This window comes from Pseudarthrobacter arbutini, assembly GCF_054510915.1.
In genome coordinates this window covers 98043-123667 of the sequence record NZ_JBTNDQ010000016.1, presented here as the reverse complement: position 1 = coordinate 123667, position 25625 = coordinate 98043, and the positions used below count along the sequence as shown (strand labels likewise).

Sequence of the window (25625 nt, the reverse complement as noted above, 5' to 3'; positions counted from 1 at the left end):
GCCGGAGTGTGGGTTGGCTTAGCTGGTAACAAGGCGTCCCAGCAGCTGCTCCAGCCCGAACCGCTCCTCCAGCTGCGCCCGGGTCAGCTGACCGTGGTAGTGCTCCTCCAGCAGCGGCATCAGCTCGTATTTCCAGATCCGGCGAAGCCCGGCCGGCGTCTGGGCGGCCGTCTTCATGAAGTACGACGGGCCGATCATCAGGTCCCGGTCCCACTCGTCGATGGCGGCGTTCAGCGCATCGAGCAGCAGCGCCGGTGTGGTGTCCAGGTCCCGCACCTGCAGGAACCGCAGCAGCGACCCCTTCACCGGCTCCGTCTGCGGGTGCAGCTCGATGAACGCGAACCGGCGTCGGATGGCGGCATCCATCATGGCGATGGACCGGTCCGCGGTGTTCATGGTGCCGATGATGTACAGGTTGTCCGGCAGCGTAAACGGCTCGTTGGGGCTGTACTGCAGGTAGATCCGGTCATCGCGGTACTCCAGCAGGAAGTACAGCTCGCCGAACACCTTGGCCAGGTTGGCGCGGTTCATCTCGTCAATGATCAGGAAATAGGGCTTCTTTTCGTTCCCGGGCTTGGCGGCTTCCTCGGCCAGCCGGCGCAGCGGCCCCGCCACAAGCTTGAAGGACACCTGGCCCTCGTCGGTCTTGTCCGGCCGGTAGCCCTCGAAAAAGTCCTCATACGCGTACGACGGGTGGAACTGCACCAGCTTCACCCGCTCGTCCGTGCTGTCCTGGGCCAGCTCCGCCGCGAGATGCTTGGCCAGGTACGTCTTGCCCGTTCCGGGCGGCCCGTACAGGACCAGCTGGCGGTTCTCCTCCAGCAGTTCCGCGATCTCCTGCAGCGGCTCCAGGTCCATGTGCAGCGAATCCGCGAAGTCGCGGCTCAGCGGGCGGAAGCCTTCCTGCACGGGGGGCACGACGGCGGCAGGCGCGTCGGCGTCGTCGTCCTCCGGTTCCGCCTCGGCCGGCACTAGCGCCTGCAGCGCCTGCACCACCCTGGTCACATCAACAACGATCCCCGAGGTGGCCAGCTGGCGCTGGACGTGACGGGGCAGGTCCGCGGCGGCGTGGCCGTCGTCGTCCAGCCAGCGCACCTTGCGCCGCAGCCGGCGGTTGTCGTCGTTGTGCTCGGGCTCGCCCAGCACCACGCCCAGCCGCACGGTGCCGGCGTGCTGGAACAGAACCAGGTCGCCCGGCTTCATGACCGTGAGGAAAGCAAACACCGCCGTTTTGGTGTCCTCCCGCTCGACGTAGCCGAGATGCTTGTAGTCCTCGTCCACGGCGTGCTGCACCAGCCCCGCGGTCACGCCCGGGTCCAGATGGCGGAGATGTTCGACGTCGAGCGTCACCTTCTCCTCGTCCTGCCAAGCGGTGAGGAGGTCAGCGTTGTCGCTGTGGGTACGCAGCAGCCACGCGCGTCGGCCGGGATCCCCCACTTTGCGCCACTGGCTGACCAGCTGGCGGGCGTACCAGTCGATGCGCTGGCCCGCCTGTTCATCCAGGTGCAGGCGGATGCGGTTAATGTCCGCGGTGATTTCCTCGTCGGAATCGCCCTTGGCCCCGCCCACCAGCGAGGCGAAGGCGTCGCGGATTTCCTGCCGCTCCACGTCCGCCACGACCGGCTCGAAGTAGCTGGGCCAGGCCAGGTACTCGATGCTGCGGCGGATGGCGGGCTGGTCCGCCGGCGTGCCCGCGGCGAGCTCGTGGAACTTCAGCGGGTCCTTCAGCGCCTTGGCGATGGCCGCGGGAATCTGCTGGTCCACGTGCTGCACAAACCGGCAGAGCCACTTCAGGTGGTCCCAGATGGTCCAGTTGAATTCGGCGGTGCGGTCCCTGATCACGCCGTGGTCCGTCATGCCCTTGTAGAGTTCCTCGGGCAGCTCGAGCGGCGGCTCCAGCGCTGTCTCCAGCCAGGACGCGGCCTCCGCCACGCGGGCGCGTTTGACCTTCAGCGACTTGACCTCGTGCGCCAGGGGCAGTGACTGCAGGAAGAGCAGCTCCACGGCCAGCTGCTTGGCCTCCCGGGAGGCGTCGTCGAGGTTCTGCCGGAGGTTGGTCATCATGGGCGCCTTGGCGTCCGCGGCTCCCCGGTCCAGGCGCTCCAGCAGCTCCGCCGCAGCCTCCGCTGTCCAAGTCAGGGTCTTCCCGTCCAAGGCCGACGGCTTGCCCTGCAGGCCCGGTCCCAGCACAAACCAGGCCGCGTCCTCGATCTCCTTTGAGACACCGAGGGCGCGGTGCATGGCAGTCTTGGGATTTGGGGTCATGGGTTCAAATTTACAGGCTCAAACTGGATGCCTGCTCCGAAGACCCTGACGGTGTGCAGATCCGAGGCCTGCTACTTGACCGCCCCGAGTCCGGCTCCGGGCCGCTTGCGCCCCAGAATGAAGTAGCCCATCGGCCCGATGAAATTGATCAGTGCGGCCACCCGCCAGGCTGCCTTCGGCCCGTTGATTTGCGCCGCCGGACGCTTGGAGATGTCGCGCTGGGCGGCCAGCATCAGCGCCACCTGCCCTATCCCGATGACCACGAATCCCGCCCGTGCCGCCGGTGACATCTCTTTCCAGGTCTTTTTGTTTTTCTTGGCCATGGTCAACGCTCCTTAGTGGGTATTTCCAGTTTCCGGTGTGCGCCGTGCCTGCGCAACGGGTGTGCAGGCACGGCGCCGTACGGTTCAAAACGTGACGGTTCAAAACGTGAACAGCTCAAACGGTGAACGGCGCCAGCCGCTCCTTCTGCTCCGGCGTCAGGCGCAGGACGCGGCCGGAAGCCTCATCCACAAAGGCCAGATGGCTGCTGGCCCGGACGCACTCCTCCCGCGTGACCGGGTCCTGCACCACGTAGTGGATGTCGAAACTGGCGCCCTTCACCGCGCCGATCCACACCTGGACCATTGCCGGGACATTGCGGTATTCCAACGTCCTCACGTAGCGGATCTTGTGGTCCACCACCAGCGCCAGAGTTCCCTCCGGAACGTCGTTGAAGAGCGACACTTCCGGTTCGATGCCGGGCAGGCCGGCACCCCGGGGAGGCCCGAACGCTGCGATACGGGCCTCCTCGAGCATCCTGACAATCTGGACGTTGTTGATGTGCCCGTAGGCGTCCATGTCGCCCCAGCGCATCGGGACCAGGACCTCGATGCGCCGGGCGGCTCCGGTTCCCAGCGCGCTCAGCTGTGGACCGCCGTCGAATCGTCCACAACGGATTCTTCAACGTCAGAGCCGGCGAACTGGGACATGTACAGCCGGTAATAAGCACCCTCAGCCGCCAGCAGCGTCTTGTGGTTGCCCTGCTCCACGATCTTGCCGTTCTCCATCACCAGGATGGTGTCGGCGTCGCGGATGGTGGAGAGCCGGTGCGCGATCACAAAGCTGGTGCGGTCCGTCCGCAGCGCCGCCATGGCCTTCTGGACCAGCAGCTCGGTGCGCGTATCCACGGAGCTGGTTGCCTCATCCAGGATGAGCAGCGACGGGTTGGCCACAAACGCGCGGGCGATGGTGATCAGCTGCTTTTCACCGGCGCTGACGTTGTTGCCTTCCTCATCGATCACGGTGTCGTAGCCCTCCGGCAGGGCGCGCACAAAGCGGTCCACGAAAGTGGCCTTGGCGGCCGCCATGACCTGCTCCTCGGTGGCGTCCAGGTTGCCGTACCGGATGTTGTCGTAAATGGACCCGCCAAACAGCCACGCATCCTGGAGCACCATGCCCACCTTGGACCGCAGCTCGGACCGGCTCAGGTGCGTGACATCCACGCCGTCCAGGGTGATGGACCCTGAGTTGAGCTCGTAGAAGCGCATCACGAGGTTCACCAGCGTGGTTTTGCCGGCCCCGGTGGGACCAACGATTGCCACGGTGTGCCCGGGTTCTGCCGTGAAGGACAGGTTTTCGATCAGCGGCCTATCCTCGGTGTAGCTGAACGTGACGTCCTTGAACTCCACATGCCCGTCGGTCTTGGCCGGCAGGTGCTCGGTGGCGGTCTCGGAGTCCTGCTCATCGGCGTCGAGGAATTCAAAGACCCGCTCCGAGGACGCGACGCCGGACTGCAGCATGTTGGCCATGCCGGCCATCTGGCCCAGCGGCTGCGTGAACTCTCGCGAGTACTGGATGAACGCCGTGGCGTCGCCCAGCGACATCGAGCCCGAGGCCACCCGGAGGCCACCCACGACGGCGATGCCCACATAGCTGAGGTAGGAAACGAACTGCATGACCGGGAAGATCATGCCGGAGACGAACTGGGCTCCGAAGCTGGCCTTGTAGAGGGCCTCGTTCCGCTCTTCGAAGCGTTCCAGCATGTCAGCGTCACGGCCGAAGACGCGCACAAGGTCGTGCCCGGAGAAGGATTCCTCGATCTGGCCGTTCAGCTCACCCGTGTTCTTCCATTGGGCGGCGAAGAGCTTCTGGCTGCGCGAGCCGATCAGGCCTGCAGCCAAACCGGACAGCGGCAGCGCAACGAGGGCGATGAGAGCGAGCTGCCAGGAGACGATGAACATCATGATGACGATGCCGATCACTGTAAGCAGCGAGCTGATCAGCTGTGCGAACGCCTGCTGCAGCGCCTGCTGGACGTTGTCGACGTCGTTCGTCACCCGGGAGAGGACGTCGCCGCGCTGGCGGGTGTCGAAGTAGTTCAGCGGGAGCCGGTTCAGCTTCTTTTCGGTGTCGTCCCGGAGCCGGCGGATCACCTTCATCACGATGCGGTTCAGCACGTAGCCCTGCAGCCACAGGAAGATGTTGGCCACAAAGTACATCAGCAGCACGATGGCGATCAGGACTGAGAGTTTCTGGAAGTTGATCCCGGTGCCGGGAACCAGCTCCATCCGCGACACCATGTCCGCGAAGTTGTCCTGCCCCTGCTGGCGCAGCCCTTCCACGAACTCGTCCTTGCTGGCACCCGCGGGCAGTTGCTTGCCAACCACGCCGCCGAAGATGACGTCCATGGCCTGGCCCAGGATCTTGGGCGCGATGACGTTCAGGACCACCGAGACCACCACCAGGGCCACCACGGCGTAAATGCCCACAGCCTCAGGCTTCAGGAGCCCCAGCAGCCGCTTCGCCGAGGGCCAGAAATGCTCGGCCTTCTTGGCGGGCATGCCGCCGAACATGTCGCCGTCGGCCTCGGAGGGCTTGTATTCCTCCTCGAAGAAATCGTCGTCCTCCAGGAGGTCTTCCGGAGTTACGGAATCCGGGTTCGTTTCGGTGGTCGAGCCTGTCGAGACCTTCTTGGCGGCGCTCATGCCATTTCCTCCACGCTCAGCTGGGATTCAACAATTTCCTGGTAGGTGGGTGAGGTTTCCAGGAGCTCCTCATGCGTTCCGCGGTCCACGATCCGGCCGTTGTCCAGGACCAGGATCTGGTCTGCATCGGTGATGGTGGAGATCCGTTGGGCCACGATGATGACCGTGGCGTCGGCGGTGGTCTGTTTCAGCGCGGCGCGGAGCCTGGCATCGGTTGCGACGTCCAGCGCCGAGAACGAATCGTCAAAGAGGTAGACCTTGGGTTTGGTGATCAACGCCCGGGCGATGCAGAGCCGCTGCCGCTGGCCGCCGGAGACGTTGGTGCCGCCCTGCGCGATGCGGGCGTTCAGTCCGTTCTTCTTCTCGCGGACAAAGCCCTCGCCCTGGGCGATCTGCAGCGCGTCCCAGAGTTCCTGGTCCGTGGCCTCGGTCTTGCCGAAGCGCAGGTTGTGCTCGATGGTGCCCGAGAAGAGGTACGGCCGCTGCGGTACCAGGGCCACGCGCTTGGTGATCTCGGCACGGTCCAGGTTGCCGACGGAGACGCCGTCCAGGAGGACTTCGCCCTCGGCGATGTCGTACAGGCGCGGCAGCAGGGCCAGCAGCGAGGTCTTGCCTGCACCGGTGGAACCGATGATGGCAACGGTCTCGCCCGGCTTGGCGGTGAAGCTGATGTTGCTCAGCACCGGCGTCTCGGCACCGGGGTAGGCAAAGGTGACGTTCCGGTATTCCACTACCCCGGCCAGCGTGGCGGGAGTCTCAGGACGTTCGGGATCGTGGATGGAGGGTTCGACGTCGAGCACTTCACCGATGCGGTCCGCGCAGACGGAGGCGCGCGGGATCATCATGGCCATAAACGTGCCCATCATGACGGCGATCAGGATCTGGAGCAGGTACTGCAGGAAGGCGGTCAGGGCGCCCACCTGCATTTCGCCCGAATCCACGCGCTGACCGCCGAACCACAGCACCGCGGCCGTGGACAGGTGCAGGATCATGCCGATGGCCGGGAACATCAGGACAAACAGGGCCCCGATTTTCAGGGAGACGTCGGTCAGGTCCTTGTTGGCAACGCCGAAACGCTCGGTTTCATAGGGTTCGCGGACAAATGCGCGGACGACCCGGATGCCAATGATCTGCTCGCGAAGTACCGCGTTGATGCGGTCGATCTTCTTCTGCATGGACCGGAACAGGGGCATGAGCCGGACCACCAGGTAGCCCACCACCACGATCAGCACGGGCACGGAGACCCAGACCAGCCACGACAGGCTGATGTCCTCGCGCAGCGCCATGATGATGCCGCCGATGCACATGATGGGGGTGGCCACCATGAAGTTCAGTCCCATCAGCACGAGCATCTGGACCTGCTGGACGTCGTTGGTGCCGCGGGTGATGAGGGTGGGGGCGCCGAACGTGTTCACGTCCTTGGCGGAGAAACTGGTGACCTTGCGGAACACCCCGCGGCGCAGATCGCGGCCCACGGCCATGGCCGTTTTGGAGCCGTAGTAGACGCCGGCGATGGCGGTGCCCACCTGGACAATGGCCACCAGCAGCATCACGGACCCGGTCCGCCAAATGAAATCCGTATCCCCACGGGAAACGCCTTCGTCGATGATCTGGGCGTTGAGGCTGGGAAGGTAGAGCGCTGCGATGGTGGACGCCAGTTGGAACACAACGACGGCCACGATGTATGGCATGTACGGTTTGGAGTAGCGCCGTATGAGGGTGAGGAGCATGCCCGTGAATCCTTAGGAAGAGAGCGCGAAATGATGAGGATAAGTAGTAACAGACGGGGCTGACATTCCTCAGCCTACCCACTCTACGAAATCCGTTGCCCGGGCGAAACATCTACGGTAAATATCATCCGATCGGCGTACTCCCCCACATGTTCCCCGGCCACGCCCCTCCTGTCAGCGGCTGGCGGACGCGAGTTCCGGCGTCGTACTTTCTGCATCTGCGTCCGGCTGGATGTCAACGGTGCGCCGCAGCGGGCGCTCCTTGATGAACAGGACCGAGATCAGGGCTACCACCGCAACGCCGGCGGAGATCAGGAAGACCTCGGCGGTGGCGTCGCCGTAAGCGGCGCGCATGATCTCGCGGACCGGTGCGGGCATGTCAACGAGGTCCATGCTGGCTCGGGCCGACCCGCCCGCCACAGGGATACCGGCCGCGGCCAGGCCTTGCGTGGCGAGTTCGCTGACCCGGCTGCTGAGGACGGCGCCGAGCACGGACACACCGATCGCGCCGCCCACCGACCGGAAGAATGCAACAGACGCGCTGGCCGATCCGATATCTGACGCCCGGACCGTGTTCTGCACCGCCAGGACCAGGTTCTGCATCAGCATGCCCAGGCCCACGCCCAGGATGGCCGTGAAGATCCCGGCCTGCCACAGTTCGGTGGTGTGGTCCATGGTGCCGGCCAGGCCGAGGCCGCCGATCAGCAGGATGGACCCGCCGATCAGGTAGCCCTTCCACTTGCCGGTGCGGCTGATGAGCAGACCGGAAACGACCGAACCGGTCAGGTTGCCGGCGATCATCGGCTGCGTAAGGAGTCCGGCTTCGGTAGGCGTGGCGCCGCGGGCCACCTGGAAGTACTGGCCCAGGAAAGTGGTTGAACCGAACATCGCGATGCCCACCGCCACTGAAGCGATGATGGCCAAAGCGGTGGTGCGTTCAGAGATGATCTTCAGCGGGATGATGGGCTGCTCAACCTTGGACTCCACCAGCACCAGCAGGGCCAGCAGCACCACGCCACCGCCCACCATGGCGGCCGACTGCCAGGAAACCCAGTCGTAGTAGGCGGGGTTGCCGGCGAAGGAAACCCAGATCAGGAGCAGGCTGACGCCGGAGGTCAGCAGGATGGAACCAAGCCAGTCGATCTTGACGTGGCGTTTGATGTGCTCGATTTTCAGGGTGATCTGGAGCAGGATAAGCGCGACGACGGCGAGCGGCACGCAGACGAAGAAAGTCCAGCGCCAGCCCAGCGGGCTGTCCACGATGAATCCGCCGAGCAGCGGGCCGCCGGCAGTGCCTACCGCCATCACGGCGCCCATGTAGCCGGAGTATTTGCCGCGGTCCCGCGGCGGGATCATGCTGCCGATGATGGCCTGCGCCAGCGCGGTCAGACCGCCCATGGCCACGCCCTGGATAACGCGGGCGGTGAGCAGCAGCGGGATGGTCTCGGAGAGTCCGGCCATAACGGAGCCGGCCACAAAGATGACAATGCTCAGCTGGACCAGCAGCTTCTTGTTGAAGAGGTCGGACAGCTTGCCCCAGATGGGGGTGGTGACCGCGTTGGCCAGCAGGGCGGCCGTGATCACCCAGGCGAAATCGGTCTGCGTGCCATGCAGATCGGACATGATGGTGGGCAACGCGTTGGCCACGATGGTGCTGCTGAGGATGGCGGTGAAGAACGCCGCGAGGAGCCCGGTCAGGGCTTCCATGATCTGGCGGTGGGTCATCGCCAAGGGCGGTGCGGCGGGTTGGCTCGACATATCAGTGCTCCTGGAGGTTCTGGGGTGCGGTGGCTGATGCCGCGGTTGAATGTGCCGGGAGTGCATGTGCCCGGGCTGAATGCTTGAGGGACTCCGAGAGTTTTGTCAGGATCCGTGCCGTGTCTTCGGCATCCTCCTGGCTCCAATCGCTGAGGTACTCCTGCAGCGTGGCCGTGCGGCGCTCTTCGATCTTCCGGAGCTTGTCAGCGCCGGCCGGCGAGAGGGCAACCAACTGGGCGCGGCCGTCGTCGGGATCCTGCCGCCGGATGACGTAACCCTGCTCCTCAAGGTCCGCGATGTGGCGGCTGAGGACGGGGGCGCTGACACCGAGCCGCTCCGCCAGCCGGGTGGCGCGGGATTCCCCCTCCCCCACGAACCTGAGCACGCCCTGCAGCGCAACCCCGGTGTCCTGTCCGCGGAAGCTCGCCGCGGCGACGCATCGGACCACCCGTTGGAGGTCGAAGATGCGGTACACAAGGTCCGCTGCGGTGTCCGGGGCGACTGCCATGATTGAGCTCTCCTCTTTTGTTTGCCTAAGGCAACCATATCGTTAAATGGTTGCTTTGGGAAACTAAAGAAGAGATGACCAGGGTCTCTGGCCTTAAACGCCAAGCGCGAACCGGCAGCTAATACCCTCAAATTTGCTTGAGGAGGGTATTAGCTGCCAGTTCGCGCGTGGTTGGTGCTGGGTGTTCAGTCGTCCAGGTGGGTGGGGCCGAACATCTTGAGCAGGGTTTCGACGACGACGACGTTGGGTCCGTCCGCCGCGAAGCCCGCCTTGAGCGCGTCCCCGACGTCCTCGGGGGCCACCCGCGTGGCCGGCACGCCGAATGCTTCGGCGAGCTTGACGAAGTCGGGGCGCGCAAGCTCGGTGGCCGTGGCCTTGCCGAACGCGCCCACCATGTATTCACGCAGGATGCCGTAGCCGCCGTCGTCCACGATCAGCCAGGTGACCGGGATGTTGTGCTGCTTGGCGGTGGCGAGTTCGGAGATGGAGTACATGGATGAACCGTCACCGGACACGGCGAGGACCCGGCCGGGCTTGCCGACTGTTTCCAGCCCGACGGCGCCGCCGATGGCTGCCGGGAAGCCGTAGCCCAGGCCGCCGGCACCCTGGGCGGAGTGGAACTGGCCCTGCCGGGCATCCCAGCAGCTCCAGCCCCAGTACGCGGAAATGGTCATGTCCCAGAAGGTCTGCATGTCCGCGGGGACGGCTTCGCGGATGTCGGACATGAACTTCAGCTCTTTGCCCAGGTCCTGGGATTCCAGCCTTGCCTTGACCTTGGCGAGCGAGTCCTTCACCAGGTCCTCGGGAGTGGTCCCGTGCCAGCTGCGGGCGGTGTCGACGGGCGCCACCAGGGCCTCGTCGAGGGCGGCGAGCGCCTGGCCGGCGTCGGCACGGATGCCCAGGCCGGGGCTGTTCGATTCGAGGACGCGCGGTTCGGCGTCGATCTGGATGATGCGGCCGCGGGGCGCGAACGTGAAGTAGTTGGACGTGACTTCACCAAGGGAGGAGCCAATGACAATCAGGACGTCGGCGTCTTCCAGGAGGTCCGTCATGTGGCGGTCCTCGATCCAGGACTGCAGCGAGAGCTCATGGATCCAGGGGAAGGCGCCGTTGCCGCCAGGCGTGCAGATGACCGGTGCGCGCAGCTTTTCGGCAATCGAGAGCAGCGACTTTTCGGCCCGGCCCCGCCGGGTACCACCACCTGCGATGATGGCGGGACGTTCCGCCGTCGACAGCCATTTCACTGCTTCCCGGACCAGCTCCACGCGGGGCGGGTTGTCCGCTGCTTCGGCGAGCGCGTCCTCCACCGGGGGCACCATGATGGGATCCAGCAGCACGTTCTGCGGGATTTCCAGCCAGACCGGGCCCTGCGGCGAGGAGATGGCCTCGGTCCAGGCATCCTGGATGGCCGACGGAATACCGGACGCGTGCTGGATCAGGCGCTGGCTCTTGGTGACGTTCGCGGCCGAGGCCTTCTGGTCATCGAGCTGGTGCAGCATGCCCTTGCGGCGGGCGCCCAGTCCTTCGAGCGGGATCTGGCTGGCCACCACCACCATGGGCACACCCGTGGCGTAGGCCTCCTGCAGGCCGGCCAGGGAGGTCAGCGCGCCGGGACCGGTGGACAGGAACAGCACGCCCACTTCGCCGGTGGCGCGGGAGTACCCGTCCGCGGCGAAGGCGCTGTTGTTCTCCACGCGAGAAGACACGAAGTGCAGATTGCCACGGCCCATGGCGTCAAACAGGCCCAGCGCGTGCTGGCCCGGGATGCCGAAGACGGTCTTGGCGCCGAGCGCTTCAAGGGTTTCGACGACGAGGTCCCCGCCGTTGCGCTGGCTGGTCCCCTTGGTAGGGGCTGCTGTGCCCGGATCGAAATCAATCATGGTGGCTACTCCTTGGTTCCGGCGGCGAAACCGGCAGGTTGGCGGGCTTCTTGGCCGAGAGCTTGGGCGGCGTAGCCGTTGGCCGTCCCGAACCGGTCACCTTCAACAGCATTGTCCGCCATCAGGGTGATCAGTTCATAGGCCACATGGCTGGCGGCCACGCCGGTGATTTCGGCGTGGTCGTAGGCGGGCGCAACCTCGACGACGTCGGCGCCCACGAGGTTCATGCCGCGGAAGCCGCGGATGATCTCCAGGAGTTCGCGGCTGGTGATGCCGCCGGCTTCGGGTGTTCCCGTGCCCGGCGCGTGTGCGGGGTCCAGGACGTCGATGTCCACGGAGATGTAGAGCGGGCGGTTGCCGATCCGGTCGCGGACCTTGGCCACGGTTTCGAGGACGCCCTGGTAGTAGACGTCCGCGGAGGTGACGATGCCGAACCCGAAGCGGTGGTCGTCGTCGAGATCCTTTTTGCCGTAGAGCGGGCCGCGCGTGCCGATGTGGCTGATCGCTTCCGTGTCCAGGATGCCTTCCTCAACGGCCCGGCGGAACGGGGTGCCGTGCGTGTATTCGGCGCCGAAGTAGGTGTCCCACGTGTCGAGGTGGGCGTCAAAATGCAGCATGGCAATGGGCCCGCCCGCCCGCTCGGCAGCCGCGCGGAGCAATGGCAGGGCAATGGTGTGGTCCCCGCCGAGCGTCACCAGCTTGCTGCCGGCCGCGGTGAGGTCCAGGGCGTTCTGCTGGATGGTTTCGATGGCTTCGTTGATGTTGAACGGGTTGACCGCCATGTCGCCGGCGTCAGCCACCTGGATGTTTTCGAACGGGCTGACGTCCCAGGCGGGGTTGTACGGGCGGAGCAGGCGGCTGGCCTCGCGGATGTGGTTGGAGCCGAAACGGGCACCCGGGCGGTACGAAACACCCGAGTCGAAGGGCACTCCCACCACCGTCACGTCAGCCTTGGCCACCTGGTCCAGGCGCGGCAGGCGGGCGTAGGTTGCAGCGCCGGCATAGCGCGGGATACGGGATGAATCGATGGGGCCAAGGTTGCCGTTGGCTTCGATGCGCAGCTCTTTCAAGATGAGCCTCTCCTTCGAGGATTGATCGGCGGGTGTGACAGCCATCATAGCCTGAAGTTTTCTTATGCGCATCAGTTGTTTACAAACTCTCCTGGCCGAGGTCTCGCCGATCGCCCCCGGGCCACAAACCGGGAAGGAACGCAGCAACGCTAGCGAGCGGGGGGCAGCAACCTACCGGCTGGCGGCGGGGACCAGGACCCAGAGAACTTCCACGGCCTCGTCGGTGGGATTGACCCACGTATGCGGTTCGCGGCCCGGGAAGGTCACGGTGTCGCCGGTGCTGAGCTCGTATTCCTCGTTGGTCAGGATCAGCCGGATGCGCCCCTTGATCACATGGAGCACATCCACGTCGCAGTCCACGGCGTAAAGCTCAGCCTCGCCGCGGCCATGCGGCTCGATGACGGCCTGGATGATCTGGATGCGCCGTTCGGAACGGGCAGTCAGCAGCCTCTCCACGATGCCTTCGCCGCCCAGGGAGATCCGTGGGCCCTCGTCCCGCTTGGTCAGGTGGGTTTCCGGGGCCACAAACAGGTCGCCAATGGAGATGGACAGGACCTGGCACAGGGTCACCAGGGACGCCACCGACGGCGACGTAAGGTCACGTTCCACGCGGCTGAGGAAGCCCTTGGTCAGGCCGGTGGCGTCGGCAACCTGCTCGATGGTCAGCCGCTGCGACTGCCGGGCGGCACGGATTCGGGAACCGATGGCAACGGGAACGTTGCTCGGCTCAACTGGCAGTGCCTTCATGTGCGGACCTTTCGTGGCCGGCGGTGCGGCCCCATCTCTGGAGCAATCCTATGGCCAGCCGGCCCGTGTGACGTGGCGGACGCCGCGGCGAACAACAGATAGTACGGCCGACCTTGACTGTTGCGTCGGTCACAGCATACGCTTCTTGGCAACAAGTGTTGCCTGTGAGGCAATATTTGAGGAACTCTTCCTCCCAATTCCACAAGAGCAGCGGAAAACCGGCTTCCCCAGCAGCGCCGCCGGGATACCAGCCAAGCTGCAGATCAGCTCCAAGGAGCCCCAAATGGACGCTAACTTCGTCAACATCGCCATCGTGGTGGTGTACCTCATCGCCATGCTGGCCTTCGGCTGGTGGGGCAAGTCCCGCACCAAGAACAACAGCGACTTCCTGGTGGCCGGCCGCCGCCTCGGCCCGCTGCTCTACACCGGCACCATGGCCGCCGTCGTCCTGGGCGGTGCCTCCACCGTCGGCGGCGTCGGCCTGGGCTACAAGTTCGGCATCTCCGGCATGTGGCTGGTGGTCGCCATCGGCGCGGGTGTGCTCCTCCTGAGCCTGCTCTTCGCCGGCACCATCCAGCGGCTGAAGATCTACACGGTCTCCCAGATGCTCAGCCTGCGCTACGGCCAGCGCGCCACCCAGACCTCCGGCATCGTGATGCTGGCCTACACCCTGATGCTTTGCGCCACCTCCACCGGCGCCTACGCCACCATCTTTGTCGTCCTGTTCGACTGGGAGCGCTGGCTCGCCATCGCAGTCGGCGGCGCCATCGTCCTGGTCTACTCCACCATCGGCGGCATGTGGTCCATCACCCTGGCCGACCAGGTGCAGTTCATCATCAAGACCGTGGGCATCTTCGCCCTGATGCTGCCGTTCACGCTCAACGCCGCCGGCGGCTTCGACGGCATCCGCAGCCGCGTTGACGCCAGCTTCTTCCAGCTTGATGGCATCGGGATGCAGACGATCATCACGTACTTCGTGGTCTACACCCTCGGCCTGCTGATCGGCCAGGACATCTGGCAGCGCGTCTTTACCGCCAAGACCCCCACCGTGGCCCGCTGGGGCGGCGCAACGGCCGGCGTCTACTGCATCCTGTACGGTGTCGCCGGTGCCCTGATCGGCCTGGCCGCCCGCGTGGCCCTGCCCGACATCGACGTCGCCAACCTCGGCAAGGACGTTGTCTACGCCGAGGTCGCCACCCAGATCCTGCCGATCGGCATCGGCGGCCTGGTCATGGCCGCCGCAGTCGCCGCCATGATGTCCACCGCCTCCGGCGCCCTCATCGCAGCCGCCACGGTGGCCCGCGCCGACGTGGTGCCGTTCGTCGCCAGCTGGTTCGGCAAGACGATCAACACCGACGACACCGAAAACCCCGAGCACGACGTCAAGGCCAACCGTTACTGGGTCCTGGGCCTGGGCATCGTGGCCGTGCTGATCTCCATGGCGGCACAGGACGTCGTGGTGGCACTGACCATCGCCTACGACATCCTGGTGGGCGGCCTGCTGGTGGCCATCCTCGGCGGCCTGGTCTGGAAGCGCGGCACCGGCATCGCAGCCGCCTGGTCCATGGCCGTTGGCTCGGTCCTGACCCTGGCACTGTTGATCATGTACGCCGTAGGGGTCATCCCCAGCGCTGACGGCGTCTACGCCAACGAACCCATCTACTGGGGCCTCGGCGCCTCGCTGGTCTCGTACATCGTGATCTCGCTGCTCACGCCTCCCACGGACCCCGAGGTCCGCGAGGCCTGGGAGAAGCGGGTCGCGGGAGCGGTCACCGAAGAGCTGCCCATGGAGGCCCACCCGGTCGCCAGCCACCCCAGCCACTAATCTCGACAGGCTCGATCACCGGCGGCCACTGAGCCCGCAGCTTCACTGAGTTAAGTACGACGGCGGCACTCCCCTTCGCTTCCCCGCGAACCGGAGTGCCGCCGTCGTTCGTTCTATTCGGTTCCGCGGAACTCGTCCTCATCGAGTGGAACCACGCGCTCCTCGGCGTCGACTGCCACCGGGGGCGTGGGAACCACCACCTTTTCGGCGTCCAGGAATTCGTCCTCGGCGTCCCAGTCGTCCACGCTGATGGGGACGTCCTCGGCGTAGTCGTAAGCGGGATCCGATTCAACAGATTCCAGGTGCGGCATGTCCGGGTGCTGTCCGGTGGTGCTCATGATTCGACCTCCGTTTGTTCGCCTGACGTGCTTTGTTGATGGGCGCCGCCGGTGGGCGCGGGCGGACGCCACTCCTTCATCACAGCACCGCCGTTGGGCCCGGTCAAGAGCCGGCGCAACCCGTCCCGGCACACGCGGCAGACCGCCGAATTTTGAGGGAAACCTAAACTCCGCAGTGAGGGCAGCCAGCCGAAAATCCGCGGAATTCCGCGGTAAGCTGGGCGGTGCAATGGGGCCGAACCATGCCCATCCAGCACAGGAGCCTTGCGTGTCTCAGCACCCCAATCCCAGCCAAGCCCGGCCGGCGGATTCCACCCCATCCGCGCCGCAGCCCACCCCGGCCGACATCCGCCGGTGGCGCCAGTACCTGGCGGACGAACGGGCAGAGGCCGCCGTCTACCGCGATCTCGCCCAAAACCGCGACGGCGAAGAACGTGCCATCCTGCTGGCCCTCGCCGAAGCCGAGGGGCGGCACGAGGCCCACTGGCTGCGGCTCCTCGGCGACCACGCCCAAAAGTCCCGGCCGGCGTCCCTTCGCAGCCAGTTCCTGGGCTTCCTGGCCCGCCACTTCGGCTCCGTTTTCGTCCTGGCCCTCGCCCAGCGCGCTGAAGGCCGCTCCCCCTACGCCTTGGATCCCAACGCCACGGATGCCATGGCAGCGGACGAACAGATCCATGAGGAAGTGGTCCGAGGCCTGGCAACCCGTGGCCGCAACAGGCTCGCCGGGACGTTCCGTGCCGCCGTTTTTGGCGCCAATGATGGCTTGGTCAGCAACCTCTCACTCGTTGTGGGCATGGCCGCTTCCGGAGTGGCGAGCGGGGTGGTGCTGCTCAGCGGTGTGGCAGGGCTCCTCGCCGGTGCCATGTCCATGGCCGCGGGCGAGTTTGTCTCCGTGCGGTCCCAGCGCGAGCTCCTGGCAGCCACGCGTCCCACCCAGATCACCCTCGCGGCCGCCCCGAAACTGGACATCGAACACAACGAACTTATGCTCGTTTACCTGGCGCGCGGGATGTCCCACGAAGCGGCCGAACACCGTGTGGCCGAACGCATGGGGCTGCTGAGCTGCGACTGCGATCCCAGCCTGTCGCTCCAGCCCGAGGTGCCGGAGGCGGAGGACCAGCACGAGGCCGTGGGCACCGCGTGGGGGGCGGCGCTGTCCAGCTTCTGCTTTTTCGCGTCCGGCGCCGTGGTCCCCATCGTGCCGTTCCTGTTCGGCCTGACCGGGGTGACCGCACTCGTGGTGGCAGCAGTGCTGGTGGGGCTGGCGCTGCTGGCGACCGGCGGAATCGTGGGCCTGCTGTCCGGAACGTCGCCGCTGACGCGCGGGCTGCGCCAGTTGGGCATCGGCCTGGGCGCCGCCGCCGTGACCTATGTGCTGGGGCTGGCCTTCGGCACCGTGGTGGGTTAACCGCCGAGCACGGGCGACGGGCTGCCGGCTTGGAAAGTGCTAGCCGCCCAGCACCGCGAGCGCCTGGTCCACACTGTCCACCAGGAAGATCCGGTCCTCCATGGCCCGTCCGGCAGCGAGTCGCTGGAGCATGGGCCACGCGGGATACTCGTGCTCCCAGTGCTGCCGTCCCACCAGCACCATCGGCGTCACGGCTTCGCGGGCGCTGTAGTAGTTCTCGCAGGCGTCCTGGAAAATTTCCTGCACGGTACCGGCCGCTCCCGGCAGGAAGATGATGCCGCCGTCGCACAGTTCCAGCAGGATCGCCTCCCGGATGGCGTTGGCGAAGTACTTGGCGATGTGCGTGGCAAAGTAGTTCGGCGGCTCATGCCCGTAGAACCAGGTGGGGATCCCTAGGGACGGCGTTCCGCCCGGATGGCGCTCGACGACGGCGGCCGCCTCGCGTGCCCACGCGGACACCGAGGGGCGGAAGCCGGGGACGGCTCCAAGGCCCGCGAGCGCCGCCGTGAACTCGGCGTGCGGAACTTGGCTCAGATACGCGCCGATGTTTGCCGCTTCCATGGCACCCGGGCCGCCGCCGGTTGCCACGATCCGCCCGCTCTGCGCCAGGAGCCTGCCCAGCTCGGCTGCCTGAGCGAAGTCCGGGGTGCCCCGCAGGGCGGCATGCCCGCCCATCACGCCCACGGTGGTGCGGCCGGCGTAGGGGTCCGAGTGAGTGAACTCATCCAGGGCGTCGCCGATGGCGTGGTCATGCAGCGCCGAGGCCAGGGTGGCGTCCAGCCGGTTGCGTTGCCCCGGGCGGATGCTCCACTGGTACACCAGGGCGTCAGGCAGCTCCTCATAGGGTGAGTGTTCCAGGCCGGCGTACAGTTCCTGCGGTGTATAGAGCCGGGCCCGGTAGGGATCGAACGGCACACCCTGCAGCCTGGGGAAGATCAGTGCGCCGCGGCGGCGAAGCCCGTCTTCAACGCCCTGGTCGAAAGTGCAGCCCAGGAAAATGGCACCCTCCACGTCCAGCGCCTCAAGCGCTGCCTTGCGGCCGCGCAGGTCCAGGGACTGGGCGTGCCAGCCGTGCATGGCCACCGCGCCGGCGGCGACCAGCCGGTCGAAGGCGTCCAGGCTCTCAACCTCAAGGGTCCGCGGGCTGGGGACCAGGCCGCCGGAGGGGTTCATAGTGCCAGCCTAGACTTCGGCCGAGGCCCCGGCACGGCACTGGCACGGGCACCCCCGCCGGAATTCCGGAGGGGGTGCCCGTGCCTGGTCCGGTTCCCGGTCAGGAAACCTGGAGGCCGCCGTTGATGTCATAGGTGGCGGCGGTGATGTAGCCCGAGTCCTGGCCCAACAGGAAGGCGATCAAGGCTGCCACTTCCTCGCGGGTGCCCACGCGGCCCATCATGATGCCCTCGGAAAGCTGCGCTTTGCGCTCATCGGTGAGGGTTCCACCCATGATGTCGGTGTCGATCGGGCCGGGGGCAATCGCATTGACCGTGATGCCGAACTCGCCGACTTCCCGGGCCAGGGCGCGGGTAAACCCGAGGATTCCGGCTTTGGTGGCGCTGTAGGCAACCTTCGAGAACGTTCCGCCGCCGCGCTGGGCGGAGATGGACGAGATGCTCACGATGCGCCCGAGCTTGCGCTCGATCATGCCCTTGAGGACCCGCTGGGAAACGATGAACGTACCGCGCATGTTGATGGCGAAGACGTTGTCCCACTCCGCCACGGTGGTTTCCATGAACGTCGTCGGGGAGCTGATCCCGGCGAGGTTGGCGAGCGCAACAATCGGGGGAAGAGCGTCTTCGATCTCGGTGATGGCCCGGTCAACGGACGCCTCGTCGGACACGTCGGCTCCAACGCCAATGGCCTTGACCGCACGGTTGGAGCCGATCTCCGCGGCAGCGGCCTTGGCGTCCTCCGCATTGATGTCGAGGATAGCGATTGACCATCCCTCACTGGCCATCCGGTCAGCGGCGGCGCGCCCGATGCCGCGGGCCGACGCGGCGCCGGTCAGGACAACTGTGCGTTCGGAGGGGAAGTTGCTGATAGTCATGAGGTTTTCCTTCAGTGATTTCGAGATTAGGGATTTCGAGATTAGGAGATTTTTGCCGGAGCCTTGGAGTCAGGGGTCACAGCGGCAGTCGCGGCAACTGAGGGATCCAGCGCGGCATCGCCTTCGGGGCGCTTGCGTGCGTAAAGGTAGGTGGCAACCGCCGTGACGCAGAGGCAGAAGGACAGGAACAGCAGGCCGCTCTGGTTGTTGCCCGTGGCGTCGTTCAGCAGGCCGACAGCATAGGGGGCCACAAAACCCCCGAGGTTACCCAGTGAGTTGATCAGGGCGAGGCCGGAAGCAGCAGCTGCCCCGGTGAGCGCCGCGGACGGCATGGACAGGAAAGGCGCGATGGCGCCGTAGATACCCATGGCCGCGGCGGTCAGGGCAATGAGGGCCAGTACGGGGTTGACCGGAAGCAGGTAGCCTGCAGCCAGGAGGCCCATGCCGGCAAGGACCATGCTGACCGCACTGTGCCAGGCCCGCTTTCCGGTCTTGTCCGCACGCTTGCTCCAGAAGAACACAAAGACTGCGGCCACGGAGTAGGGAATGAGGACGATGAACCCGACCTGGGCGGTGGAGAACTTGCCCAAGGCGGCGACGATGGTGGGCATCCAGAGACCCAGTCCGTAGATGCCGCAGACCAGGCCGAAGTACAGGGCCGAGTAGGTCAGGGTCCGCTTGTCCTTGAGGCCGGACAGGAAGTTGTGGCTGCCGGAACTGGACTTGACGGCCAACTCTTTGTCCATGGTGGTGGCAAGCCATTCGCGCTCGTCCGGGTTGAGCCACTTGGCATCCCGCGGGCGGTCGGTCATGAGGATGGGGGTGAGCAAGCCCAGGATGATGGCCGGGATACCTTCGATGATGTACAGCCACTGCCATCCATGAAGACCCATGATGCCGTCCATCTGGAGCAGCAGTCCGGAGACCGGGGCGCCCAGGGCGTTGGAGATGGGCTGGGCGAGGATGAAGATGCCCAGTACCGTGACGCGCTGAGCGGCAGGGAACCACAGCGTCAGGTAGAAAAGGATGGCCGGGAAGAATCCAGCCTCTGCCGCCCCCAGCAGGAACCGGATGACGTAGTAGGTCGTTTCACCGTTCACCAAGCACATGGCCGTGGCGAAGATGCCCCACGTAATAAGGATCCGGGCCAGCCACTTGCGTGCGCCGAACCGGTACATACCTGCGTTGCTGGGCACCTCAAGGAGCGCGTAGCCGAGGAAGAAGATGCCGGCGCCGAGCCCGTAAGCTGCGGCATTCAGGCCGATGTCCTCGCTCATGGTGAGCTTGGCGAAGCCCACGTTGTTGCGGTCAAGGTAGGCAACGAAATAGAGCAGGACGATCAGTGGCATAACGCGGCGGCGGACCTTGCGGAGCGTACGCTCGCCAAGCTCGCCGAGCCCTGCGGATTTTAAGGAGAGTGAAGTCATCTTCGACCTTCTGTCTAACGGAGTCCGGCACCGGCGGTGGTGGCGGGAATCCGTGCGGATATCTTGGAGGGCCCTGTCCAATGAGGACGGGATCCGATGCGATTTGAGTCAGATGTCAGACATCTGACTGAAGAACTCAGAAAAAGCATAGGTTAGTGATGCGGATTACGTCAAGACCTGTTTGGTGCGGGCTGCGACGTCACGATGCCGCGTGGTGCACGTAGCGTTCGTAGTCCCGGTATGTCTGGTCCATATGCTCGTCCATGGTGCGGCGGGCCAGCTCGGCCTCGCCGCTGAGGATGCTTTCCATGACCTTTTGGTGGTAGTCAATGGCGTGCAGTTGGATCTCTTCGACGGCGGACGTTTCACGCCGTTTTACGTAAAGGAGCTGACCCAGCTGCGCGAACAGCGCCCGGACAAATGGATTGCCGGAAGCCTTCAACACTGCGTCGTGGAAGGCGATGTCTGCCGCCACGAAGGCATCGAGGTCGCCGGAATCATGGAAGCGCTTCATGTCCGCAATGCACTCGCGCATCTGCTGGGCATGCTCGGGTGTATGGCGTTTGGCCGCGAGCGCAGCGGCCCCGGTTTCCACCATGCGCCGCATCTCGATCAACCCCACTGCGACCTGCTCCGCCCCATTATCGTGCGAAGCGGCCTTGAAGATCGCATCCAGACCGGTCCAGTTGTCGGTCGGGTTGACGAAGGTCCCGCGGCCGGCTTTAACGTAGAGGATGTTCTGTGCCCGCAGGGCCTTGAGTGCCTCGCGCACAGTGAGGCGGCTGACGTCGTAGGCTTTGGCGATGTCGGCTTCGGGCGGTAAGGCTACGTGGGGCTGCAGTTTGCCGTCCAGGATGTCTTCGAGCAGGCCGTCGACAAGGTCGTCAACAAGTGTCCTGCGGCCCATCGTGCTTCCCACCTTTAGTCTTACCCCGTACTCCGGGTGCCATCCACATTACAGAAGCCGCCGTACGGACCGGGACCCCGCCAGCCTCACCGCCCGTTGAAGCGGCGTCTCAGGAAAGAAACGGCGTCTCAGGAAATCCCCGTATTGCCGGCCTCGCGCCGACCGGAGGCCGCAAGGTAGGCCTCAAGATTGGTTAGTGTCTTTTCGATGCTGACGGGGTGGCGTCCCATTGTTCGGTCACGCGCGTGCCGGCAGTACCGTCGGCGCCGGTGGCCGGTTCCAGGATATAGCGCCAAATGTGGCCATAGAAATGGCGCCAGGCAATGCGCCTGCCTTCCTCGAATTCGGAGACCGTGTTCAGGATTCTGTAGTCCACGGGCATGTTCATTTCCATGCCAAAGCGGGCTCCGAGGCTCAGCCGTTCCGGGCCGCGCGGCTGGGCGCCCTTAACCGTGCCGGAACCGTCAATCGCACTGTGCAGCGCCGGAGTGGCCAGGACTTCAAAGATCACTTCGGGCGGGGCAGCGATGAAGCGTTCGCGTGACACGAGGTATCGGTTGTTCATCCCCCCAGCCTAGGACCACGGGCACCATTGGCAGCGAGCCGGCCAGTGTGGCCGCGGCGGTCCGGTTCCGCACGGGACGCGTGGCGCCACAGCATGGCCGTAGCCTTGACCGCCAAAGTTCGGCTGATATTATCAACAAAGGCAGTATGTCCTATCAAGCGAACATAGTAGGACATGGATTCCCTCCCGGGCCTCGGGCGGGCACCAGCTTCCGGCATGGAACGAGGAATATCCAGTGGCGAATCAACTTGGTCTTATCATCGACCGCTCCTCGCCCGTACCCCTGTACCACCAGGTGGTACAGGGCATCGAGGCCGCCATCCACAGCGGAATCCTGGAACCCGGCAGCCGGCTGGAGAACGAAATCGATCTCGCGGCCCAGCTGAACCTCTCCCGGCCCACCATGCGCAAAGCCATGGACGAACTGGTCCGCTCGGGGCTGCTGGTCCGCAAGCGCGGCGTGGGTACTCAGGTGGTCTCCAGCCAGGTCCGCCGCCCCCTGGAGCTCTCCAGCCTGTTTGATGACCTCTCCAACAACGGCAAGAAGCCCACCACCCAGGTGCTGACCTTCTCCCACATGGAGGCCGACGCTGCGACGCTCGCCACCCTCGAACTGCCGGCCGGCTCCAAGGTGTACCACTTCACCCGCCTGCGCAAAGTGGGCGGCAAGCCCCTTGCCCTGATGGAGAACTGGGTCCGGGACGACATCGCGAGCATGGACGAAGCCATGCTGGCCGCTGAGGGGCTTTACGCCATTCTTCGCCGCGGCGGCGTGAACTTCCGCCTGGCCTCGCAACGAATCGGCGCGATGATCGCCAACGACTACCAGGCCCGCCTGCTGGAGGCCGAGGTCAACTCCGCGCTGGTCACCATGGAGCGCACCGCAACGGACGACGCCGGCCGCCGGGTGGAAACCGGACACCACGTGTACCGGGCGGATTCGTACAGCTTTGAAATGACACTCGTACAGCGATAGCGCAAGGAATACATCAATGACTAACTGGGTCTACCCCCTGGGCAGCGCCGCCGACGGCGGCTGGGACATCTCGCTCGGAACCTCCGATTCAAACCTGGCCGTGGACGGCTGGGCCCATACGGGCCTGAAGGTGGCAACCTTAACAGCAGGGGCCGCCGTCGTTCTCCCGGCAGCGAACGAAGAGCGGATTGTGGTTCCCCTCAACGGCTCCTTCACCGTCTCTGTGGACGGCGAAGACCATGTCCTGAAGGGGCGGGCGTCCGTGTTCCACGGACCCAGCGACGTGCTGTACTCAGGAACGGGCCGGACCGTCACCATCAGTTCGTCCGACGGCGGACGGGTGGCGGTCGCCACCGCACCGGCAAAAGCCTCCTATCCCACCCGCCTGGTCACGGCGGCGGAGACACCCGTGGAACTGCGCGGGGCCGGCAACTGCTCCCGCCAAGTCCACAACTTCGGCACGCCTGCGGCCCTCGAGGCTGACCGCTTCATCGTGTGTGAAGTCCTCACCCCCGCCGGAAACTGGTCCTCCTACCCTCCGCACAAGCACGATGAGGAGAAGGACGGCGAAACGAACCTCGAGGAGATCTATTACTTCGAGACGCAGGTGGCTGCTGGCTCCCGGGCACCCGCCGACGCCGACGCCATCGGCTACCAGCGCGTGTACGCCTCGGATGAGCGTCCCATCGACGTGGCGGCCGAGGTCCGCACCGGCGACGTTGTGCTGGTCCCCTACGGTTGGCACGGCCCCGCCATGGCGGCCCCGGGCTATGACCTGTACTACCTGAACGTGATGGCCGGCCCGGGCCCCGTCCGTGAATGGCTTATCAGCGATGACCCGCATCACGGCTGGGTCCGCCAAAGCTGGGACGGCCAGGACATCGATCCCCGGCTGCCGTTCACGGCATAAACAGTCAGAACCCAAAAAACTCCCCTTCGGAAACATGATTCCGGAGGGGAGTTTTTTGCGTGGAACTGCTGCCTGGTTCGCCTCGCCAGGACTTGCCTAGCCAGCGTTGGCCGCGGCCAGCACCACCCTGACCGGGACGCCCGTGGCCAGCGATTCCTGGGCGGCGTCCGCAACGCGGGAAGCGGCCACGGCGTCCTCCGGGGTGCAGGGATTCTCCCGGCGACCCAGGATCAGCTCCACAAACGCGGCCATTTCGGATCGGTACGCCTGGTCGAAGCGCTCCGCGAAGGTCCTGTGGGGTTCCCCGGCTGGGAAATCGATCCCGGCTTCGGCCGACGCCATGGCCGTTTGTTGATCGAGCCCAACCATCAGCGAACGGCTGGAGCCCTGGATTTCCAGGCGGACGTCGTGGCCGGCCCCGTTGTAGCGGGTGGCTGACACGGTACCGACCGTGCCGTCGTCGAACGTGATCAGTGCCAGCGCCGTGTCCACGTCTCCCACTCCCCCGATGGCCGGGTCGCCGTTATTGGACCCCTTTGCGTAGACCTCCACGATCTCGCGGCCGGTCAGCCAACGCAGGATGTCGAAGTCGTGGACGGAGCAGTCGCGGAACAGCCCGCCGGAGGTAGCGAGGAATTCCACGGGCGGCGGCGCCATGTCGCAGGTGACGGCGCGCAGGGAGTGGATCCAGCCCAGCTCGCCCGCCTGGTAGGCACGCTTGGCCTCCAGGTAGCCGTGGTCAAAGCGGCGCTGGTGGCCGATCTGCACCACGCCGTTGTTGTCGCGGATGTAGTCCAGCACCGGCAGGGCGTCCGCCACGTTCATGGCCACGGGCTTTTCGCAGAAGACCGGGATTCCGGCGTCCACTCCCACGCGAATCAGTTCGGGGTGGGTTCCGGTCCCCGTTGCGATGACGAGGCCGTCCACGCCGGCGGCGATAAGGGCTTCCACGGAGGGCAGGAACTCGGCACCGAGGCCGGACGCGACGCCCCGTGCGTGGACCTCGGCGACGTCGGTGAGCCGGAGCCGGACATTGATGCCTTGCGGATTGAGGACTCCATTGAGAGCGGAGATGTTGTTGGCGTGCATGACGCCGATGCGTCCCACTCCGACCAGACCGAGAATGACGTCCTTCATAGTGTTCCTTCGCAAGCAGTACCGGGCCCGGAATCCGGGCAGACAACAATGTGGGAACGTTCCAACATTGTCTTGCTAGAGTAGGTGAATCCGCATGCCGAGTCAAGACTTTGTATTAACAAACAGGAGGTCACTGTGACTGCCCTCGAACGGAAACGCGCCGCCACCATCCTGGACGTGGCCGCCGCCGCGGGTGTTTCCAAGTCGGTGGTGTCCCTCGTGCTGCGCGGCACGGGCTACGTCAGCGCGGCCAAGCGCACCGCCGTCGAACATGCCGTGCTGGAACTCGGCTACCGTCCGAACGCGGCTGCCCGGGCCCTCGGCGAATCGCGGAGCCGCACCGTGGGCGTGGTACTCAACGACATGCGGAACCCCTGGTTCGTCAGCGCGGTGGAAGGGCTCAACAGCACTCTCAACGAGCTCGGCCTGCAAATGCTGATGGGCGACTTCCGCCTGGACAGCCGCAGCGGCGAATCCCTGCTGAAGAAACTGCTGGAGATGAACATCGAGGCCCTGGTGCTGGTGGGGACCATGCCGGAGAGCCCCGGTTTGACGGCAGCAGCCTTGCAGGTGCCAACCATCGCGCTGGGGGCGCCCAGCGGCCCAGGTGCCAACGTCACCGTCGTGACCAACGACGACGACGCCGGGGCCCGCCTCGCGGTGGCTCATCTGATCGCGCTGGGGCACCGCCGCATCGCCCATGTAGGGGCACCCGCCACCGCCGTCGGGATTGCCCGCCGTCGGGGGTATGAAGCGGAGATGAGGGCCGCCGGCCTGGCGGAGTTCATCCGGACCGTGCCGGGAGACCTGAGCGAAGAGGGCGGCCACCGTGCAGCACTCGAGCTGCTGTCAGTTGTCGACCGGCCCACAGCGGTGTTCGCTGTCAACGACATGGCGGCGCTGGGGGTCCTCTCAGCCGCCGAGGAATGCGAGCTCGCCGTACCCGCCGATCTTTCGGTGGCCGGCTACGACAATACCCCGCTGGCGCGGTTGCGCCGGATCAGCCTGACTTCAGTGGACACGGCCAGTTTTGCCGCCGGGCAGCGGGCGGCCGAACTCCTGATCGCACGACTGGAGCCGGGCAGCACGCTGCCCCCAGACGAACTGTTGGTGCCGACGCTGGAAGTGAGGGGCAGCACCGCCGCCCCTCACCCCTGAACG

Annotated in this window: 22 protein-coding genes; 5 read left to right on the top strand and 17 right to left on the bottom strand. The window is 65.6% G+C overall.

The annotated features are described in order from the left end of the window. Positions 1–18 precede the first annotated feature (18 nt). The 10 genes from ACX80V_RS17750 to ACX80V_RS17705 all read right to left on the bottom strand — a co-directional run bounded on the left by ACX80V_RS17750 (position 19) and on the right by ACX80V_RS17705 (position 12924). Positions 19–2265, bottom strand: coding sequence for an McrB family protein (locus ACX80V_RS17750; RefSeq protein ID WP_485844247.1), 2247 nt, complete (start codon positions 2263–2265; stop codon positions 19–21). 71 nt (positions 2266–2336) lie between these two features. After that, the gene (locus ACX80V_RS17745) at positions 2337–2588 is read right to left on the bottom strand and encodes a PLDc N-terminal domain-containing protein (RefSeq protein WP_141139620.1); all 252 of its coding nucleotides are present in this window, start codon (positions 2586–2588) and stop codon (positions 2337–2339) included. A gap of 115 nt (positions 2589–2703) precedes the next feature. Beyond that, the gene (locus ACX80V_RS17740) at positions 2704–3120 is read right to left on the bottom strand and encodes an acyl-CoA thioesterase (protein WP_058929911.1); all 417 of its coding nucleotides are present in this window, start codon (positions 3118–3120) and stop codon (positions 2704–2706) included. Positions 3121–3167: 47 nt separating this feature from the next. Beyond that, on the bottom strand, positions 3168–5231 hold the full coding sequence (locus ACX80V_RS17735) for an ABC transporter ATP-binding protein (protein WP_485844246.1): 2064 nt from the start codon (positions 5229–5231) through the stop codon (positions 3168–3170). Further along, entirely contained in the window at positions 5228–6961 is a 1734-nt protein-coding gene (locus ACX80V_RS17730) for an ABC transporter ATP-binding protein (RefSeq protein WP_485844245.1), read from the bottom strand. Before ACX80V_RS17730 ends, ACX80V_RS17735 begins: the two co-directional genes overlap by 4 nt. Before the next feature lie 174 nt (positions 6962–7135). Then, positions 7136–8719, bottom strand: a complete 1584-nt coding sequence (locus tag ACX80V_RS17725; RefSeq protein ID WP_485844244.1) for an MFS transporter — start codon at positions 8717–8719, stop codon at positions 7136–7138. A 1-nt stretch (position 8720) separates the two neighbouring features. After that, positions 8721–9227: a MarR family winged helix-turn-helix transcriptional regulator gene (locus ACX80V_RS17720; RefSeq protein ID WP_485844243.1), complete on the bottom strand. Its 507-nt coding sequence runs from the start codon at positions 9225–9227 to the stop codon at positions 8721–8723. A 185-nt stretch (positions 9228–9412) separates the two neighbouring features. Further along, positions 9413–11107, bottom strand: a complete 1695-nt coding sequence (locus ACX80V_RS17715; RefSeq protein WP_485844242.1) for a thiamine pyrophosphate-binding protein — start codon at positions 11105–11107, stop codon at positions 9413–9415. Between the two features lie 5 nt (positions 11108–11112). After that, positions 11113–12177, bottom strand: a complete 1065-nt coding sequence (gene speB, locus ACX80V_RS17710) for an agmatinase (protein ID WP_056347317.1) — start codon at positions 12175–12177, stop codon at positions 11113–11115. A 171-nt stretch (positions 12178–12348) separates the two neighbouring features. Next, positions 12349–12924, bottom strand: a complete 576-nt coding sequence (locus tag ACX80V_RS17705; RefSeq protein WP_058929916.1) for a helix-turn-helix domain-containing protein — start codon at positions 12922–12924, stop codon at positions 12349–12351. A 283-nt stretch (positions 12925–13207) separates the two neighbouring features. Here ACX80V_RS17705 and ACX80V_RS17700 point away from each other — a divergent pair, with 283 nt between their 5' ends. Further along, complete coding sequence (locus ACX80V_RS17700; protein ID WP_485844241.1) at positions 13208–14749, top strand: sodium:solute symporter family protein; 1542 nt, start codon at positions 13208–13210, stop codon at positions 14747–14749. 113 nt (positions 14750–14862) lie between these two features. Here the strand turns inward: ACX80V_RS17700 and ACX80V_RS17695 are convergent, their stop codons facing one another. Continuing rightward, entirely contained in the window at positions 14863–15087 is a 225-nt protein-coding gene (locus tag ACX80V_RS17695) for a hypothetical protein (RefSeq protein WP_485844240.1), read from the bottom strand. Positions 15088–15316: 229 nt separating this feature from the next. Between ACX80V_RS17695 and ACX80V_RS17690 the strand changes: the two genes are divergently transcribed. Further along, the gene (locus tag ACX80V_RS17690) at positions 15317–16495 is read left to right on the top strand and encodes a VIT1/CCC1 transporter family protein (protein WP_485844239.1); all 1179 of its coding nucleotides are present in this window, start codon (positions 15317–15319) and stop codon (positions 16493–16495) included. A gap of 39 nt (positions 16496–16534) precedes the next feature. Here ACX80V_RS17690 and ACX80V_RS17685 read toward each other — a convergent pair whose 3' ends face one another. The 5 genes from ACX80V_RS17685 to ACX80V_RS17665 form a co-directional block, all read right to left on the bottom strand. Next, positions 16535–17668 carry an LOG family protein gene (locus ACX80V_RS17685; protein ID WP_485844238.1) on the bottom strand — a complete coding sequence of 378 codons (1134 nt, stop codon included), beginning with the start codon at positions 17666–17668 and terminating at the stop codon, positions 16535–16537. 100 nt (positions 17669–17768) lie between these two features. Continuing rightward, positions 17769–18542 carry an SDR family NAD(P)-dependent oxidoreductase gene (locus tag ACX80V_RS17680; RefSeq protein ID WP_104062786.1) on the bottom strand — a complete coding sequence of 258 codons (774 nt, stop codon included), beginning with the start codon at positions 18540–18542 and terminating at the stop codon, positions 17769–17771. Positions 18543–18583: 41 nt separating this feature from the next. Then, on the bottom strand, positions 18584–19969 hold the full coding sequence (locus ACX80V_RS17675) for an MFS transporter (protein ID WP_485844237.1): 1386 nt from the start codon (positions 19967–19969) through the stop codon (positions 18584–18586). Positions 19970–20168: 199 nt separating this feature from the next. After that, positions 20169–20876, bottom strand: coding sequence for a FadR/GntR family transcriptional regulator (locus ACX80V_RS17670; RefSeq protein WP_485844236.1), 708 nt, complete (start codon positions 20874–20876; stop codon positions 20169–20171). Between the two features lie 193 nt (positions 20877–21069). Continuing rightward, the gene (locus tag ACX80V_RS17665) at positions 21070–21441 is read right to left on the bottom strand and encodes an SRPBCC family protein (protein ID WP_485844235.1); all 372 of its coding nucleotides are present in this window, start codon (positions 21439–21441) and stop codon (positions 21070–21072) included. Between the two features lie 235 nt (positions 21442–21676). Between ACX80V_RS17665 and ACX80V_RS17660 the strand changes: the two genes are divergently transcribed. Together ACX80V_RS17660 and iolB are read left to right on the top strand one after the other, a co-directional pair. Continuing rightward, positions 21677–22417 carry a GntR family transcriptional regulator gene (locus ACX80V_RS17660; protein ID WP_485844234.1) on the top strand — a complete coding sequence of 247 codons (741 nt, stop codon included), beginning with the start codon at positions 21677–21679 and terminating at the stop codon, positions 22415–22417. Positions 22418–22433: 16 nt separating this feature from the next. Beyond that, positions 22434–23327 (top strand): 5-deoxy-glucuronate isomerase, encoded by an 894-nt coding sequence (iolB, locus tag ACX80V_RS17655; RefSeq protein WP_485844233.1) that lies wholly within the window; start codon positions 22434–22436, stop codon positions 23325–23327. Positions 23328–23423: 96 nt separating this feature from the next. Here iolB and ACX80V_RS17650 read toward each other — a convergent pair whose 3' ends face one another. Next, positions 23424–24464, bottom strand: a complete 1041-nt coding sequence (locus ACX80V_RS17650; protein WP_485844232.1) for a Gfo/Idh/MocA family oxidoreductase — start codon at positions 24462–24464, stop codon at positions 23424–23426. A gap of 135 nt (positions 24465–24599) precedes the next feature. On the opposite strand from ACX80V_RS17650, the gene ACX80V_RS17645 reads away from it, so the two are divergent. Then, the gene (locus tag ACX80V_RS17645) at positions 24600–25622 is read left to right on the top strand and encodes a LacI family DNA-binding transcriptional regulator (protein WP_485844231.1); all 1023 of its coding nucleotides are present in this window, start codon (positions 24600–24602) and stop codon (positions 25620–25622) included. Positions 25623–25625 lie beyond the last annotated feature (3 nt).